The 15,872-nt window shown below is 42.4% G+C and carries 14 protein-coding genes and 1 other RNA gene; 8 read left to right on the forward strand and 7 right to left on the reverse strand.

Annotation, left to right across the window (positions count from 1 at the left end):
- Positions 1-135: 135 nt before the first annotated feature.
- The 3 genes from grxC to rsgA all read right to left on the reverse strand — a co-directional run bounded on the left by grxC (position 136) and on the right by rsgA (position 2,425).
- A complete protein-coding gene (gene grxC, locus CIK80_RS12005; protein ID WP_062845070.1) occupies positions 136-399 on the reverse strand; it encodes a glutaredoxin 3 in 264 nt (87 codons plus the stop codon).
- A 324-nt stretch (positions 400-723) separates the two neighbouring features.
- The gene (locus tag CIK80_RS12010) at positions 724-1,179 is read right to left on the reverse strand and encodes a rhodanese-like domain-containing protein (RefSeq protein WP_062845069.1); all 456 of its coding nucleotides are present in this window, start codon (positions 1,177-1,179) and stop codon (positions 724-726) included.
- Positions 1,180-1,321: 142 nt separating this feature from the next.
- Positions 1,322-2,425 carry a ribosome small subunit-dependent GTPase A gene (gene rsgA / locus CIK80_RS12015; RefSeq protein WP_062845068.1) on the reverse strand — a complete coding sequence of 368 codons (1,104 nt, stop codon included), beginning with the start codon at positions 2,423-2,425 and terminating at the stop codon, positions 1,322-1,324.
- A 165-nt stretch (positions 2,426-2,590) separates the two neighbouring features.
- Here rsgA and orn point away from each other — a divergent pair, with 165 nt between their 5' ends.
- Positions 2,591-3,178 carry an oligoribonuclease gene (gene orn, locus CIK80_RS12020; RefSeq protein WP_062845067.1) on the forward strand — a complete coding sequence of 196 codons (588 nt, stop codon included), beginning with the start codon at positions 2,591-2,593 and terminating at the stop codon, positions 3,176-3,178.
- 277 nt (positions 3,179-3,455) lie between these two features.
- Here orn and CIK80_RS12025 read toward each other — a convergent pair whose 3' ends face one another.
- Positions 3,456-4,313 (reverse strand): UDP-2,3-diacylglucosamine diphosphatase, encoded by an 858-nt coding sequence (locus tag CIK80_RS12025; protein WP_095570185.1) that lies wholly within the window; start codon positions 4,311-4,313, stop codon positions 3,456-3,458.
- Positions 4,314-4,419: 106 nt separating this feature from the next.
- Positions 4,420-4,935: a peptidylprolyl isomerase gene (locus tag CIK80_RS12030; RefSeq protein ID WP_062845065.1), complete on the reverse strand. Its 516-nt coding sequence runs from the start codon at positions 4,933-4,935 to the stop codon at positions 4,420-4,422.
- 340 nt (positions 4,936-5,275) lie between these two features.
- On the opposite strand from CIK80_RS12030, the gene CIK80_RS12035 reads away from it, so the two are divergent.
- From CIK80_RS12035 to CIK80_RS12055, 4 genes are all read left to right on the forward strand, one after another.
- Positions 5,276-7,015, forward strand: a complete 1,740-nt coding sequence (locus tag CIK80_RS12035; RefSeq protein ID WP_095570186.1) for a glutamine--tRNA ligase/YqeY domain fusion protein — start codon at positions 5,276-5,278, stop codon at positions 7,013-7,015.
- Between the two features lie 459 nt (positions 7,016-7,474).
- Positions 7,475-8,113, forward strand: coding sequence for a peroxiredoxin (locus CIK80_RS12045; protein ID WP_062845062.1), 639 nt, complete (start codon positions 7,475-7,477; stop codon positions 8,111-8,113).
- Between the two features lie 303 nt (positions 8,114-8,416).
- Entirely contained in the window at positions 8,417-9,079 is a 663-nt protein-coding gene (locus CIK80_RS12050; protein ID WP_095570187.1) for a glutathione S-transferase family protein, read from the forward strand.
- A 278-nt stretch (positions 9,080-9,357) separates the two neighbouring features.
- Positions 9,358-10,302: an META domain-containing protein gene (locus CIK80_RS12055; protein ID WP_095570188.1), complete on the forward strand. Its 945-nt coding sequence runs from the start codon at positions 9,358-9,360 to the stop codon at positions 10,300-10,302.
- A gap of 91 nt (positions 10,303-10,393) precedes the next feature.
- Here CIK80_RS12055 and ruvC read toward each other — a convergent pair whose 3' ends face one another.
- Positions 10,394-10,978 carry a crossover junction endodeoxyribonuclease RuvC gene (gene ruvC, locus CIK80_RS12060; RefSeq protein ID WP_095570189.1) on the reverse strand — a complete coding sequence of 195 codons (585 nt, stop codon included), beginning with the start codon at positions 10,976-10,978 and terminating at the stop codon, positions 10,394-10,396.
- A 153-nt stretch (positions 10,979-11,131) separates the two neighbouring features.
- Here ruvC and CIK80_RS12065 point away from each other — a divergent pair, with 153 nt between their 5' ends.
- Entirely contained in the window at positions 11,132-11,740 is a 609-nt protein-coding gene (locus CIK80_RS12065) for an FxsA family protein (protein WP_095570190.1), read from the forward strand.
- 140 nt (positions 11,741-11,880) lie between these two features.
- Here the strand turns inward: CIK80_RS12065 and ssrS are convergent.
- A non-coding RNA gene (ssrS, locus tag CIK80_RS12070) (6S RNA) lies at positions 11,881-12,076 on the reverse strand.
- A gap of 272 nt (positions 12,077-12,348) precedes the next feature.
- Between ssrS and gpmI the strand changes: the two genes are divergently transcribed.
- Together gpmI and CIK80_RS12080 are read left to right on the forward strand one after the other, a co-directional pair.
- Entirely contained in the window at positions 12,349-14,007 is a 1,659-nt protein-coding gene (gene gpmI / locus CIK80_RS12075) for a 2,3-bisphosphoglycerate-independent phosphoglycerate mutase (protein ID WP_062845057.1), read from the forward strand.
- A gap of 364 nt (positions 14,008-14,371) precedes the next feature.
- Positions 14,372-15,829: a S41 family peptidase gene (locus CIK80_RS12080; RefSeq protein ID WP_257011764.1), complete on the forward strand. Its 1,458-nt coding sequence runs from the start codon at positions 14,372-14,374 to the stop codon at positions 15,827-15,829.
- Positions 15,830-15,872: the final 43 nt, after the last annotated feature.

Genomic DNA, 15,872 nt, shown 5'->3' on the forward strand with positions numbered 1-15,872 from the left:
ATCAAACGGTCGTTTTATAAAATAACATTGTAATATAAATCGAGAGTGTATCTCGACATTTTTTAGCATTGCCTTCTATTCATAATCTGTCCATCTTTACCTAGATGAAGACAGACAGTCAAGAAGAATGATCAATTAACCCGCTAGTAGTTCGTCAAGCTTGCCTTGCTGGTTCATTTGATTCAGCTCATCAAAGCCACCAACAAAAGTCTCACCAACAAAGATTTGAGGAACCGTACGATAGTTATTGGTTTTTTTCATCAAAGCTTGGCGCTCTTCACTGCTCATGTCGTGCATACCAATCTCTTCGTAGTTAACGCCTTTAGATTGTAGCAGTTGCTTAGCGTTTGAGCAGTATGGGCAGATAGGGGTCGTATAGACTTTAACAGATACAGTCATGATAAATCCTTATTTATAAGTTTATGAGGTAACCCTGTTGTTATAAACAATCATTGGATAAAAATTATTATAAGCCGTTACCGTCAGTTAGGTTTGTTGATACTCAGTATTAAAGTGGGGATAAGCCTTATAAATTCAAGTTAAGCGTATATAAAAGGTTGAACAGTAGCATAAATGCCACATAAAAAAAGACACCTCTTAGTAAGGTGTCTTTTTTACGCGCCTATTAATTAACTCATTAACGATCAACTCTCAAATAGCCGCTAGACAAATAACTACCAGTTAATAAACCATCAAAAAGTACGTATTCGGTGCTTTGTCTAATCATTTATGCAAACTTGGTTTGGCTTTGCCTTTATTTTTAGACGATACATCCTTTGGACCAACCAATGGCATACCAGCACCTTGCCAGCCACCAACGCCACCGTCTAAGCGGTAAACATTTTCTTTACCAATCATCTGAATCGCAGCGCCTGCTTGCACACCCATATCACAAATAATAATCACAGGCTGCTCAATTGCGCGAATCTCACTGACACGATCTTTTAGCTCAGAAAAAGGTATGTTGCGGCTGCCTTGAATATATCCTGTGGCAAACTTCTTTTTGTCGCGAATATCAATGATCTGCGCGTTTTGAGAGTTAACCATCATACCAAGCGTGTTGGGCGATATTTTTCTACCGCTACGTTTGTTCTCAATGGCAAAAAACAGTATAGCAAGCACGGCTAATATACCAAATAAAAACGGGTGGTTGCCCACAAATTCCAGCGCACGATCCAAACCATACCTCCAAAAAAATAAGTGTTCTATTAAGCTGAGAAGACAGCCTAACGAATTGAACAAGGCGCTATTATACCGATAAGGTCGTCTATAGTAAACGTGTGATGACCAACCTTGCGTTTAACCCTTAATAAAGCAATGCTTAGTAAGGCTTGGTATCCGCCTCTTCTCTGAGCGTAACCAAGTTTTCAACGCGGCGTTGCAAGACTGTACCATCAGCCACTGCTTGCCAAAGGGCGCAGCCTTTACTGTTATGAGTATGGCGACAGTCACGGAATTGGCAATCGCCAGCCAGTGGTGCAAGCTCAACGAAGCCTGAAATGATGTCATCAGGGGTTAAGTGCCAAATACCATATTCACGAATACCGGGCGTATCAACGATACCGCCTTGGGTTAAATCGTCTGGATTGAATGGTAGCAAGCGGCTGGTCGTCGTCGTATGTTGTCCAAGTTGGGAGTTTTCAGAGATGACATTGACGCTTTGACCTGAGTCAGGCAACAGCGCATTGATCAAACTGCTCTTACCGACGCCCGATTGTCCGGCAAAGATAACCAACTTTTTGTCTATGTAGCGCTTTAATTCATCGAGTCCTATTTGCTCATCATTATCAGCAATATTCTCAGGACAATCAACAGAGGTAAGCACGCTCTCATAACCAAGGGCGGCATATTGCGCCAGTAGCTCATTGGTATTGACACCATTTTCTTGTGCTAGCAGATCTGCTTTGTTTAATACCAGTAATGGCTTGACGCCAGCATGATGGCAAACGACCAAGTAGCGATCTATGAGCGTAGGAGCAGCAGCTGGCAGGGGCGCGAACACGATAGCAAGGATGTCAACATTGGCAGCAACCGGCTTGAGCTTATGATAACGATCTGGGCGCGAGACAAGAGAGGTGCGTGGCTTAACCGCTTCAATACGTCCAAAGCCCGTATTAGAATCCGCGCTCCAGCGCACATGATCGCCTGCCGCAAGCATAGGCAAGTTGGTGCGCACATGACAGCGCCAGATATCGCCCAATTCAAGAGTCTGCCAGAACGGCTCTGGATCATCAGGCGCAATCTCCGGCTGCACGGGTATCACAGCAGGCAAGCTGGTCACTTGGACTTCTAGCTGTTTGCCGTAATGCGCCATGACCACACCATCCATCAAACTGTCATCGATGCTGTCTTGACTTGCCAGCTGCTGCTTGTCGATACGACGAATCTGTTGTTTGGTGAGTTTGCGTTGCCGGATTAATGCCATGGGTTTTGACCTATTAAAAAAATATTGCTAAGTGTAGCGTGAAAATTTGCTAACATACAGCCTAAAGCGCCTATGACTGACAGTGGTTTTGTAATATTTTACTTATTCTAAACTCGTAGGCGCTCAGCAATTTTGTCTCAAACTTCATTGAACATAGGATATTTTATGACCACCGGCGACCATCCCAATAAGATTAAAATCAAAAATCAAGGCAAAAAAGGGTTGGTATGGATTGACCTAGAGATGACCGGACTCGATACCTTAAATGATGAGATTATCGAGATTGCTACCGTTGTTACTGATGAGGATTTGAATGTCCTTGCTGAAGGCCCTGTTTTTGCGATTAAGGTATCGGATCAAGTCTTAAATAAGATGGATGATTGGAATACCAAGCAGCATGGTCAGTCAGGATTGGTCGATCGTGTACGCCGTAGTACCGTGACGCTAGCAGAAGCAGAAGCGGAAACACTTAAGTTCTTAAACAAATGGGTCGATAGTGGTAAATCGCCCATGTGTGGTAACTCTATCTGTCAAGATCGCCGCTTTATGGCGCGTCAAATGCCAGAGCTTGAGAAGTTCTTTCACTATCGTAATCTTGATGTGTCTTCCATCAAAGAGCTTTGTTTCCGCTGGCGTCCTGATATTTTGAGAAGTTTTGAGAAAGGTGGCAGCCATTTGGCATTGGATGATATCCGTGACTCTATTCGTGAGCTAAAACATTATCGCCAACATTTCTTTAAATTGATGCCTTAAGACTAATAAGAAAAAAACCATTTGCAGAGATAGTAACGTATGACTGGTACAAATTTTTTTTGCTTGCTGCGGCGTTGCCGACAGAGGCTGCAAAAAATTTATTCCAGTCACACTCTCAATCTCAATCTCAATGTATCGCTTCTAAAATAAACTGGCTATCGGCTAAAAAATGGAAAGAAGCAGCCATCAAAAGAGGGTCTGTTGCATTAGCGACAGACCCTCTTTGTTTTAGATTAAATTGTGTTAGAGCAAATTATTTTGAAGTGAACGCACGCTACTAAACGATTTTAAAATTAAATTCTATTAAATCAAATTGAGCGTCATCGTTTGAGTTTCGTGGCGAAGTAATGACCCCAATCACGGCACTGACTGTTGGTTGACGTTTGTCTTTACCGAGCAGACGCCAATCACCAAGTACATAACGTTTTTTACCATTAGCGATTGGGTGAATAGCAGGTCTGTGGGTGTGCCCGTGTAGTAAGGCATCATTATTTGTCATGACGGTAGCGACTGCATCATCATTAACATCCATAATATAAGCCGCTTTATTGGCATTATTTTGCTGACTGTTTTTACGCATTTTATCCGCGATGGCCAAGCGTTTTTCTAAGGATTTGTTGAGCAAATACCACTGTGTCATACGATGACGCATGACTCGGCGAAACAGCTGATACTTTTTATCATCAGTGCACAAGGCATCGCCATGTTCTAAGCGATAGTATTGCTGTCCGACTGTTAAGTTATAAGGCTCTTCAATCAACTCACCACCGAATAAATGACAAAACCCTCGACCCAATAGAAAATCACGATTGCCATGCATAACCAGTATCTCACAGCCCTGTATGCGCAATTGTTTTAACTTAATGATAAGGGGCGTCAACCAATGCCCTTGACGTGCCTCATCTGACCTTTTCTCTTTTAATAGGGACAGATACACATCATCACCCAGCCATACCTCAAACCAATCACCTAAAATGAATAAGCGTTTGAGCGCGGGCAGAGCAAGGCAGTCATCAAGCAGTGCCAAAAAAGCCTGCACTAGGGCAGGCTCATCTAACGATAAATGCAGGTCGCTAATCAATACTTGCCGTACCTCATGAGGTCGGGTCGTGATTAAATGATTAAAACTTTGCATTCATCTGGGTCCTTATAACTTATCGGATAATGAGTATTACCCAACAAGCTTTATTGAGTAATACTCATGAATTCACAGTGGCTAAGCCGCTGCTACTAAATAACTATTACTGAGTAACGATAGTCGCTGAGTTAATAACGACTGGCTCTTTTGGCACATCAGCATGCATGCCAAAACGACCCGTTGGTACGCTTCTCATCTTTTCAATCACATCCATGCCGCTTGTGACTTTACCAAATACAGTATAGCCCCAACCTTGCATATTTTTGCCAGAATGGTTTAGGAAGTCATTGTCTTTTACGTTGATAAAGAACTGGCTAGTGGCTGAATGCGGATCTTGCGTACGTGCCATTGCGATAGTGCCTTTATCGTTCTTTAGGCCATTGTCCGCTTCGTTCTCGATAGGCGCATTGGTTGGCTTTTCATTCATTTCAGCGTCCATTCCGCCGCCTTGAATCATGAAACCATCAATGATGCGATGGAAAATCGTACCGTCATATTGACCTGATTTTACATAGTTTAAAAAGTTTTCTACCGTCTTTGGCGCTTTTTCTTCATTGAGTTCGATAACGATTGCACCCATATTGGTGTCAAGTTCTACTACTGGTGGCATGTCTACCATGAGATATTCCTTTTTTAATTGCAGTACCTTAAATGGCACTGTCGAGTGGTGGTTAAAAAATTGGTTGATAAAAAGTCATGGGTAGTCTAACGGCTTTTTTATCCTGTGTCATGTATCAGGCTGTTAATGCCTTTGCAAAAGCTGATAGAATAACGCAACTTTATACATTTCCGACCATTTTTAATCATGCGAGCAAATAGTGTGGTTTTATAACCCACTGTTTTTATGGCTCAAATTTTCATTACCATTTTATTTTTTAGCCAAAAGTTTGATTCGACTTTTCCATGATGCGTGATGGCACGTGTCATGAATTGACAATTTGCGTTAGGAGCAATACCCCATGAGTGAGCACTCAAGTAACCCCGTACAAAAAGATGAACAAAAAAACGACTTTATTCGTAATATCATTCGTGACGATGTCAATGCGCAAAAATACCAGCAAATCGTGACCCGCTTTCCGCCTGAGCCAAATGGCTACTTGCATCTTGGTCATGTAAAATCTATCTGTCTGAACTTCGGCGTGGCAGAAGAGTTTGGCGGTGTATGTAATTTGCGTTTTGATGACACCAATCCAACCGCAGAAAAGCAAGATTATATTGATAACATTGAAAGTGATGTTAAGTGGTTGGGTTTTGACTGGGTGGGAGAAGCGTATCATGCGTCAAGCTATTTTGATCAATTATATGCATGGGCTGTGCAGCTGATTGAGCAAGGCGATGCGTATGTAGACTTGCAATCACCTGAGCAGATTAAAGAGAGCCGTGGCTCGTTTAGTGAAGCCGGAACGCCTTCGCCCCAACGTGATGCTAGTGTTGCAGACAATTTAACACTCTTTAACGACATGAAAGAAGGCAAGTACGCGGAAGGCCAAGCAGTTTTGCGTGCCAAAATTGATATGGCAAGCCCAAACATGAACTTGCGTGACCCTGTTATCTACCGTGTCATGCATCAATCGCATCATCAAACGGGTGATAAGTGGTGCATCTACCCCATGTATGATTTTGCTCACCCGCTGTCTGATGCCATCGAAGGCATCACTCATTCATTGTGTACACTAGAGTTCGAAGATCATCGTCCTTTTTATGATTGGGTGATTGCAAAAATTGGCTTTGACGTGGCGCCGCATCAGTATGAGTTTAGCCGCTTAAATGTCGATCATACGATGACCAGTAAGCGCAAATTAAAACAACTGGTCGACGAAGGCATCGTCAGCGGCTGGGATGATCCACGTATGCCGACCATCGCTGGTATGCGCCGCCGAGGCTATACGGCAGAAGGCCTACGAGATTTTTGTGATCGCGTCGGTGTGACCAAATCTGATAGCGTCGTCGATTTTCGCTCGTTAGAATTTAGCGTTCGTCAGTCGCTAGAAACCACGACAGCACGTGGCATGGCGGTATTAAAACCATTAAAAGTGACGATTACTAACTTTGCAGAAGCAGTCAGCGAGTGGGAGTCACAAAAGGCTGAAAGCGTCAATGCACGCTTCGATGATGCTGCGCAAACCCTTTGGTTGACTCAGCCAAACCATCCTAACGTTGATATGGGCGAACGTGAAATTCCTTTCACCGAAACGCTATATATTGATCAAGGCGATTACGAGATTGAACCGCCAGCAGGTTATAAGCGTTTATCACCAGAGAAACCAGAAATTCGTTTGCGTAATACCTATGTATTGGCAGTGACCGAACATATTACAGATGACAATGGCAATATCGTTGAGTTAAAAGCAACGATTGATCCTGCGACGTTGGGTAACAATCCTGAAGGTCGTAAAGTCAAAGGCGTCATTCATTGGGTATCAGCGAGCCAAGGTGTGCCTGCAACCGTACGTATGTACGAGCAACTATTTAGTGTGGAAGACCCAGGCAGTGTGAGCGATTTACATCAAGCGCTCAATCCGAACTCATTGACTGAGCTACAAGCTGTGGTTGAGCCATCACTGGCCAATGCTGAAGCTGGCACGCGTTTCCAGTTTGAGCGTGAAGGCTACTTTATCGCTGATAGCGAGGATCATACCAGTGATAAGCCCGTATTTAATCAAATCGTAAGCTTACGTGACACTTATAAGCCTGCTTAATGTAGCAGATGGCTTAGAGTATATTTTAAGAAAACACTAAACAATAGTAGTTTGCAAACCAGCCCGTTTCTAGTACGCTAGGAATGGGCTTTTTTGTGGACAATTATAAAGTTATTGATAGTAATCTTTGAGGAAATAAGCATGGCGAATGCTGGACATGCCGCTGGTGGGACGAGCAAAAAGGGTAAGTTTGGTGAGTTTTGTTTATGGGATTCGGGTATGTTGGTTTAAGGTTTGTACAGATTGGAATTGAACTTTTAACAATGTTATTGCTTAGGTATAACGGGAATAACGGCATTACAATCCGTCACAAGACATTCATAACCAGTTTGTTAAGATAAAGTCAGTTTTTACGGATGTGCTCTGCACTTTTTATAGCTGAGCACATCGATGATAATAATAGAGCGCGAGGCCCAAGTGTCGATAGAAGCGTTCATCAACATAGCTAAGGAATAAAGCATGGCACATTTACGTTTAGGCGATACCGCACCAAATTTTGATGCTGCGACTACAGAAGGTAATATCAATTTCCACGAGTGGGCAGGTGACAACTGGGTGGTATTCTTCTCACATCCAGCAGATTTTACCCCAGTATGTACCACTGAGCTTGGTCGTGCAGCTGCATTAAATGGCGAGTTCCAAAAGCGCAATGTTAAGCCGATTTGTATCTCTGTCGATAGCCTAGAAGATCATAAGGCATGGGCAAGTGACATCGGTGAGACTCAAGGTACTGAGATGAACTTCCCAATTATCGCTGATCCTAACAAAGAAGTGGCTGAATTGTACGATATGATGCACCCAAATGCGGATAGCACACATACAGTGCGTAGTGTCTTTATTATTGATCCAAACAAAAAGGTTCGTTTGACCCTAACGTATCCTGCCAGCTGTGGTCGTAACTTTGATGAAATCATTCGCGTTATTGATGCGCTACAATTGTCTGATGAGTACAATATCGCAACGCCAGTAGATTGGAAAGATGGTGACGACGTGATCATTCCACCAAGCGTAAAAAACGAAGACATCGCAGCCAAGTATCCGAAAGGCCATAAAGAGATTAAGCCTTATCTACGTACAACGCCTGCGCCTAATAAATAATTCAAGTATGTATGGATATTTACTGAAGATATAGAGCCCTATAACGTAATGTTATGGGGCTTTTTACTATTCATATAACAAGTGGTAGTAAGGTTTTGCTATGATGACGAGAGCAGTGGATTTTATTTAAACAGTAGCTCTTACTCACTTGATCGTTTATCAGCTTGTCTATGAATGCATTGAGCGGTAAATGTGATACTTATAATATTAGGGTTCTCATCAGGAGTTATCCATTCTCTACATAAACTATAAAATTTAATCGTTCTAAGTTGCTTTTTTATTCCATTTTACAAGGAGTTTTTCATGAAAAAATTATACATCACTCGTACAGCGCCCAATCCACGTAAAGCCCTTATCTTGTTGGCATCAAAAGGAATTGATGTTGATGATATGGATGACATCGATGTGGTAGACATTGATTTTGCCAATAATGATCAAATGTCAGAGGCATTTACTAAAATAAATCCTATGCAGACGGTGCCAGTATTGAAGTTAGACGACAATACAATACTCAATGATTCGCAAGCAGTTTGCGAGTACCTTGACCGCGTCTATGGTGAGCGTTCTGTGATGGGCAATGATGTGGTACAACGCGCACAAGTATGTTCAATGCGCCGCATTGCTGAATTTGAAGTTTTGTATAACTATATGCTCGCGTTTCAACACAGTCATCCTTCAAAAGCGCAGCGCGTTGAACAAGTGCCAGAGTTTGTTGCGCCCTCTATTGCACGTTCAAACAAAGCGTTGGCTTATTTTGAAACCGTTTTAGAAGGTCGTGAGTACTTAGTAGGGGAGCAACTAAGTTTTGCTGATATCGTTTTATACCTTGGGTTGGATTTTGGCAAACTACTCAAAGTGGATCCTAATGCTCAAGGTGAAAATCTTGCGCGTTTTTATCAGAAAATGAACGACCGTTTTAGCATTGCAAACATGTCAAAAGCAAAATCCACAGATGAAAATAAATAAGACAAAATATTTACTTATTTGGAATTATTTATAAGTCACATCTTCATATAATGGTAATGACTCTTGATTTACTCAAGTTGACTGCACAGATAGTGGTGCCAATTAAAGTAAAGAGAATCATTACCATATGTTTATAAAATCAAACATTTTGTTACAATGACAAAAATCACTAACGATATAGTGAGTAGATTGTTTCGCCCCGAAAAGGTGTATATAACACTTTCTTGAACTATAAAGCGTTTAAATTGTAAAAAGAGCCATCGTAAGGCATGACTGTTATGAGATTATCTTTTAGGACACTGTCTTTTAAATTGGGAATATTACCAAGTATGTTGGTAGCAAGTTTGGCGTTAGGCGCTTGTCAAAATTCTACGTCGACTAATGAAAAAGAAAAGACAGAACATGCTAAAGCGGTCGATAAAGAGATCATGGCGTCTGATGCAGATGAAACGACTGATGAGCCTATAACAGACAATAAAAGTGCTGAACAAGCAATGATCTCTACTCTATCAGATCATCGATGGACGCTTATATCTGTGATGGGCAATGAGTCCCAGCCACTGAATGAGCTGGCAGCGGTTAAAGATGAAGTAAGACTGTCTTTCAATCAGTACCAAGGTCAGAACACCTTAAACTATAGCGTCGGTTGTAATACGATCAGTGCCAATTATCAATTACAAGGGTCGGTTTTAAGCGTTGATGACAGTATGAGTACTAAAATGCTATGTGCTGATCTGAATGCCGCTGAAAATAGCTTGATTGATCTGATGGAAGGCGATAGTCAAATAGTAGTAATAAAAAATGATGCTTCTCAAGAAGAACAGGCAATATTGACTCAGCTCACGAATGAAGAAACCACGTTGGTTTGGGAAGGTCAACTTACGGATCAAGCCAAATATAATAGTAAAGGTGAGACAGTATTTTGGGCCGTGAATGCCAAGAAAACGTCTTGTAATGACAGTACTTCTGGGATGTGTTTGCAAGTCAAACCCATTACCTATGATAATCAGGGAATTAAGAGTAGTGAAGGGCAGTGGGCGCCATTTGCTGGCGTTATTGATGGTTATCAGCCAGATGGTAAGCATGACGAAGTGCTACGCATACAGCGCTATGCTTTAGATGCGGACACAAATACTGCGGCAAATGATAACCGTCTAGAGGCACCAAGTGAGGCGTATGCTTATGTATTGGACGCTGTGATTGAAAGTGCAGTCGCTGAGTAAAAATATTTGGCCAGTCTATTCTCTACTACACTTATCATATTTAGAATTAAAAAACGCGCCTAGTAGCGCGTTTTTTTATGGCGACAGGCTTTTATCGCAGATTGCCGAGATCTTCTTCAGTCAAACGCCAGCGTCCTTTTTTCTTAGAAGCCCCGCGTCCACGCATCGCACTATTAAGTATCAACTTATTCATCGAATGACTGGAATGCGCATGACAGATTGCGCAGGCAAGTCCATCTGCGGCATCCGCTTGTGGCACTAAGTCTAAAGACAGTATTCGACAAACCATCTCTTGTACCTGCTCTTTGGCGGCCGCGCCATAACCACACACTGCTTGCTTAATTTGGCGTGCCGTATACTCTGAAACTTCTAAATCTAGGGCTACCATGGCTGCAATGGCAGCACCTCGTGCCTGACCAAGCTTAAGCGCAGAGTCAGGGTTCTCTGCCATAAATACTTGCTCAATAGCCGTATAAATTGGCTCATCCGCATATTTTAGATGATGCTGAGTAATACGCGTTAAACCATTAAAAATGCGCTTAAGGCGCTCGGGCATCTCTTTAGTGTCTGTGCGAATCGTACCTGCATCAATATACGTCAGTTTATCGCCAGTTTGCTGAACGATGCCATAACCTGTCATACGTGAACCGGGATCAATACCGATAATAATTGCCATAGTCTTCCGTCTTACTTACATTTTGTTTTATGGCTTAAAAATAAGCCGTAAGTTTGATAGTATAGCAATCAATCCCCATATACATCATATGTTAGCCATTTTAATTTGTATGGCACTTAATTTATTGGTTTTTATTTTATAGGACGACACTTTATGGGTCAGATAGTTGGTATTGCCATCGTTTGGTTTATTATCGAAATGCTATTGTGGTATTTACTTGCACAATTTATAAGTGGCTGGTGGGTTTTCATATGGTTTATTATCGCTGCAGTCATCGGTATTTCACTCATTCGTAAAGGCATGGCATCCCTTAATCCAATGGCGCAGCAAATGAAAGCTGGCGGCATGATGAATCCTGCAATGCGTCCACAAGAATCTACCATGATGAAGAGTGTGGCCATGGCTGCGGCAGGTATTTTGTTACTGATTCCAGGTGTGCTTAGTGACCTTATTGCCTTATTGGTGGTCTTACCACCAGTACAAAAGAAACTAAAAGAAGTGGCCAATAACTATGTGATGAACAATCAGCAAAAAATGATGGATATGATGGCCAAGCAGATGGGCGGTGGTCAAAATCCATTCGGTAATATGGGTGGCCAAAATCCATTTGGCGGTGCAAGTGGTATGAACAAACAAAGTCCATTTGGTCAGCAGCAGAATCCATTTGGTGATGTGTTTAAACAAAATACAACCGTCGACGGTACAGCGAAAAATATACCCAAAGATGTGAAAAAAATCACAAAGTCTGCCAATGATGAATAGTATAGTAGCGGTCTGATAAGTTTTAAATAAAAAATTGGCATAAAAAAACCCCTTTCGTTTATAGCGAAAGGGGTTTTTGATTGGTTGCTATTGATTTTCTACAAATATGCATTTATAAACAAATCAATGACGAACCGAATAGAACAACCGAAGTGCCGCCGTAAGATGGTGACCCATGAACCGTGAAGTTCAGGGCGGATGCGTCATCACCTCGGCAGGTTTCCTGATACACTGCAAGCAGTGCAGGCATACACAATGAGGCGATAGGTACCACATCCTGGTAAAGCATTATCGGCTCAGGGAATAAACATCTACTAGCCAACACTTCAGAATATAATTATCTTAACCAATGGCCTGAATGATTGCAAGCTTGATTTACAGATTGATACGTGGCTTCAGTAGAGAGTAGGGTTAACCGTAAGTTTTACTACATTTTGCAGCCAATAAGAATACAAGAAATAGGACTGCCTATTGAGTGAACATAGGGGTTGATTTTTCAGCTATTTTGAGATGTGTGTTAAGATATGAACTTTCAAATTTCCAATACAGCACTTTTCAATTCCCAATACAGTATTGTAAGCGTTCATTCACTTGAGGAGCGGTAGTCCATGACCAACAATCAGCAACAATCAGAATTTATCGACGACAATCAAACCAAGCTTGTTAATGGGCAAGATGGCGAGCCACACAAAAAAGTGCCGCGCGTTTTAATGATACTAGATGGTTTTGGACATCGTGAAGATGATAAAGATAATGCGATTGCCGCTGCCAGTATGCCCAATTTGGATAAAATTTATCAAAAATATCCACATGGGTTAATATCCGCGTCAGGTGAAGACGTGGGATTGCCAGATGGTCAGTTTGGTAATTCAGAAGTGGGACATATGAATCTGGGCGCTGGTCGTGTCCTTTATCAAGACTCTACTCGCATATCAAGCGAGGTTGCCAATCGTGACTTTTACAAAAATGAAGCGCTGGTGAATGCGGTAAAGGCAGCCAATGAGCTTGGCGGTAATGTACATATTATGGGATTATTATCGGATGGTGGCGTGCATTCACATCAAGATCACATTGAGGCCATGTGTCATTCAGCCTTAGTACATGGCGCCAAAAACGTTTTTGTTCATTGCTTCTTAGATGGACGCGATACGCCACCAAAATCTGCTGATAAATATGTTGATCGTTTACGTGCGCATATTGATAAACTAAATGCACATTACGAAGGCGGACGAGTGCAAATTGCGACTATTATTGGACGCTATTACGCGATGGATCGTGACAATCGCTGGGATCGAGTACAAAAAGCGTATGAGCTGCTCACAGAAGGCAAGGCAGATCGTCTAGCAACTAGAGCGGATGGTGCGGTACAAGCTGCCTATAAAGCCCGTGAAACGGACGAGTTTATCAGTCCGACCACGGTAATAGGGCGCGATGAGGTGCCTTATACCATCGATGACAACGACGCACTTATCTTTATGAATTTCCGTGCTGATCGTGCACGTGAGCTTGCGCAAGCCTTTGTATTACCAGATCATGAATTTTCTGGTTTTGCCCGTCAAAAGCAGCCCAAGCTTGCAGCGTTTGTGATGTTGACTAAATACTCTGATGTGTTGGCTGACAATTCAAAAACGAGCATTGCTTATTATCCAACGTCTTTGAACAATACACTTGGCGAATATCTACAAGATCAGGGTAAAACTCAATTGCGTATCGCTGAAACTGAAAAGTACGCTCACGTAACTTTCTTTTTTAGTGGCGGTCGAGAAGAAGAGTACGAAGGCGAGACACGCATTTTGGTGCCTTCTCCAGATGTGGCAACATATGATCTACAGCCTGAGATGAGTGCACCTGAAGTGACGGATAAATTGGTCGCTGCTATTGAGTCGGGCAAATACGATGTACTGGTTGTGAACTATGCCAACGGTGATATGGTAGGACATACAGGGGTTTTTGATGCAGCGGTTCAGGCTGTAGAAGCGTTGGATGTTTGTGTCGGTCGCGTGGCAGCAGCAGTGCAAGCCGCTGATGGCGACATGCTTATCACTGCTGATCATGGCAACTGTGAGCAAATGCAAGATTACGAAAGTGGACAAGTGCATACTCAGCATACTACTGAACATGTACCACTGATTTATGTAGGTGAACAAAAATTACAAGTACGTAGCGGTGGTAAATTAAGTGATATTGCACCAACTATTTTGGCATTAATGAACATGGATACGCCAGCTGAAATGACCGGTGAAAGTCTGTTAGTGCCAATATCATAAGTCAGTTTTAAGTACTATAGTCAGCGTAAAAGAAGGAAAGGGTATGTATTATCCTTTCCTTTTTTCATAAACCTGGCTCGATTTTTAATATTTTTGATGATAAAAATTATGAAGAAGGTGAGCACTGTCACAATAACCAGTAAGCTTGGCAAGGTTAATATAGGTGACACTGGTTATTAGAATTGTGAGCACTTGCAATACTACTCTAGTTTAGAGCTGCCCTTGATGCTATCTTACAAGCAAATACTCACTGTTTTTACTCAATAGCAGTTCTCTACCTTATAACTGTTCTGTACATTTTACTATCTAAACGAGTTCTCTTATGCATCCTATCTATTTTATTCGCGCATCTAGGTCCAAGCGATTGAGTAAACCTGCGATAAAGGTATCTATAGCGACTACTGCTGTTAAGCGAGCATTAACAGTAGGTGTATTTGGACTAGGGGCTACTGTATGCGCACAAGCGGCAACCGTGCCTGTTAATCAGCCTAGCGATAACCCTACGGCAAGTTTACAACTCATCAGTTTAAACGCTGATGAGATAGCAGCCGAAGATAATGGGGATGATTTATCAAGTATTGCTGATATGTTAGATGCTGCAGACGATTATGACGATTCAATAGACAGCGTGCCAGATGAGACGGCGTTAATAGATGACACAAATGACATTGATACGAATATTCCACCTGAGGTTGCCAAAGTCTCCTTAAATGCTATTTCTCCAGAGACGCTCAAAACCTTTGTGGCTGTCGTGGATTTGGTGCGCCGTGAGTATGTTGATGCGGTTAATGATGAAGAGCTATTCAACAACGCAATGAGTGGTATGCTTACAAAGCTTGACAGTCATGCTGAGTTTTTAGATGCTGAAGCTTACGAAAATCTTCGAGCATTTACAGAAGGTGATGTAGGTGATATTGGCATTAAGGTGGATTACCAGCAAGAAGTAGGGTACTGGGTCATCACAGAAGTGGTCGATGATTCACCCGCTGATAAGAAGGGGATTGCTGTTGGTGATTATCTGCATCAAGTCGGAGAGTTCAAGCTGGATGAAGATAAAGAGAGTAATGATATTGAGCAGCTTTTAACTGGAATCGCTGGTACACAAGTTGATATTGTCACCTCAAAAGCTGGTCGCCGCAAGCATACGACCACATTGCAGCGTAACCATAGCCACCCTCAAATCATTGAAACAGAGCTTGTCGATGGTATTGCGATGATTAAATTACCTGCCTTTCAGAACAACAGTCGCGAGAAGTTATTGGAAGGTTTAATCAACCTAGATTCTCCTGTCACTGGTATTCTGCTCGATATGCGCGACAATCCAGGTGGCGTGTTGACCTCCGCGATAAATGTCGCCAGTTTGTTTATGGAAGATACTGACGTGGTACAAGTACAAGCGCGTCAAGATGGCTCCCGTGTATTGTCCACTAAGGGTGATGCGATACTCAAGCGCTTACCAATGGTTGTGTTGCAGAATCGCTATTCAGCATCTGCAGCAGAAGTACTGGCTAGCAGCTTACAGGCACAAAAGCGCGCCACGATTGTGGGGGAAGTCAGCTATGGAAAAGGCTCCGTACAGTCAGTCGTACCGCTTAATGATGAGCAAGCTGTCAAGCTCACCGTCGCCAACTATATGACCGCGGCAGGTGGTAAAATTGATGGGATTGGTGTCAAACCAGATGTGACTTTATCAGGCAATGAAAACACTTGGGAGCAACAAGCGCTGGATTTGCTAAAAGCGCGTGTGCTTGAGACAGGCATCCGGTTTGTCCGAAAGCCTGCATCAGAAGTCAACGTGGCAGAAGGGAATATAACCAAGTAGAACATGGCAGCGTTATGGCTGCGATGTTCTTAAATTATTGTCA

The organism is Psychrobacter sp. JB193, from assembly GCF_002285555.1.
Taxonomy (GTDB): Bacteria; Pseudomonadota; Gammaproteobacteria; order Pseudomonadales; family Moraxellaceae; genus Psychrobacter; species Psychrobacter alimentarius.

Excerpts from the sequence above, each read along its gene's own strand:
- CIK80_RS12030 (WP_062845065.1), bottom strand. The coding sequence starts at position 4,935 with ATGGTAGACATGCCACCAGTAGTAGAACTTGACACCAATATGGGTGCA.
- CIK80_RS12045 (WP_062845062.1), top strand. The coding sequence starts at position 7,475 with ATGGCACATTTACGTTTAGGCGATACCGCACCAAATTTTGATGCTGCG.
- CIK80_RS12055 (WP_095570188.1), top strand. The coding sequence starts at position 9,358 with ATGAGATTATCTTTTAGGACACTGTCTTTTAAATTGGGAATATTACCA.
- CIK80_RS12035 (WP_095570186.1), top strand. The coding sequence starts at position 5,276 with ATGAGTGAGCACTCAAGTAACCCCGTACAAAAAGATGAACAAAAAAAC.
- grxC (WP_062845070.1), bottom strand. The coding sequence starts at position 399 with ATGACTGTATCTGTTAAAGTCTATACGACCCCTATCTGCCCATACTGC.
- CIK80_RS12065 (WP_095570190.1), top strand. The coding sequence starts at position 11,132 with ATGGGTCAGATAGTTGGTATTGCCATCGTTTGGTTTATTATCGAAATG.
- orn (WP_062845067.1), top strand. The coding sequence starts at position 2,591 with ATGACCACCGGCGACCATCCCAATAAGATTAAAATCAAAAATCAAGGC.
- rsgA (WP_062845068.1), bottom strand. The coding sequence starts at position 2,425 with ATGGCATTAATCCGGCAACGCAAACTCACCAAACAACAGATTCGTCGT.
- CIK80_RS12025 (WP_095570185.1), bottom strand. The coding sequence starts at position 4,313 with ATGCAAAGTTTTAATCATTTAATCACGACCCGACCTCATGAGGTACGG.
- ruvC (WP_095570189.1), bottom strand. The coding sequence starts at position 10,978 with ATGGCAATTATTATCGGTATTGATCCCGGTTCACGTATGACAGGTTAT.
- gpmI (WP_062845057.1), top strand. The coding sequence starts at position 12,349 with ATGACCAACAATCAGCAACAATCAGAATTTATCGACGACAATCAAACC.
- CIK80_RS12050 (WP_095570187.1), top strand. The coding sequence starts at position 8,417 with ATGAAAAAATTATACATCACTCGTACAGCGCCCAATCCACGTAAAGCC.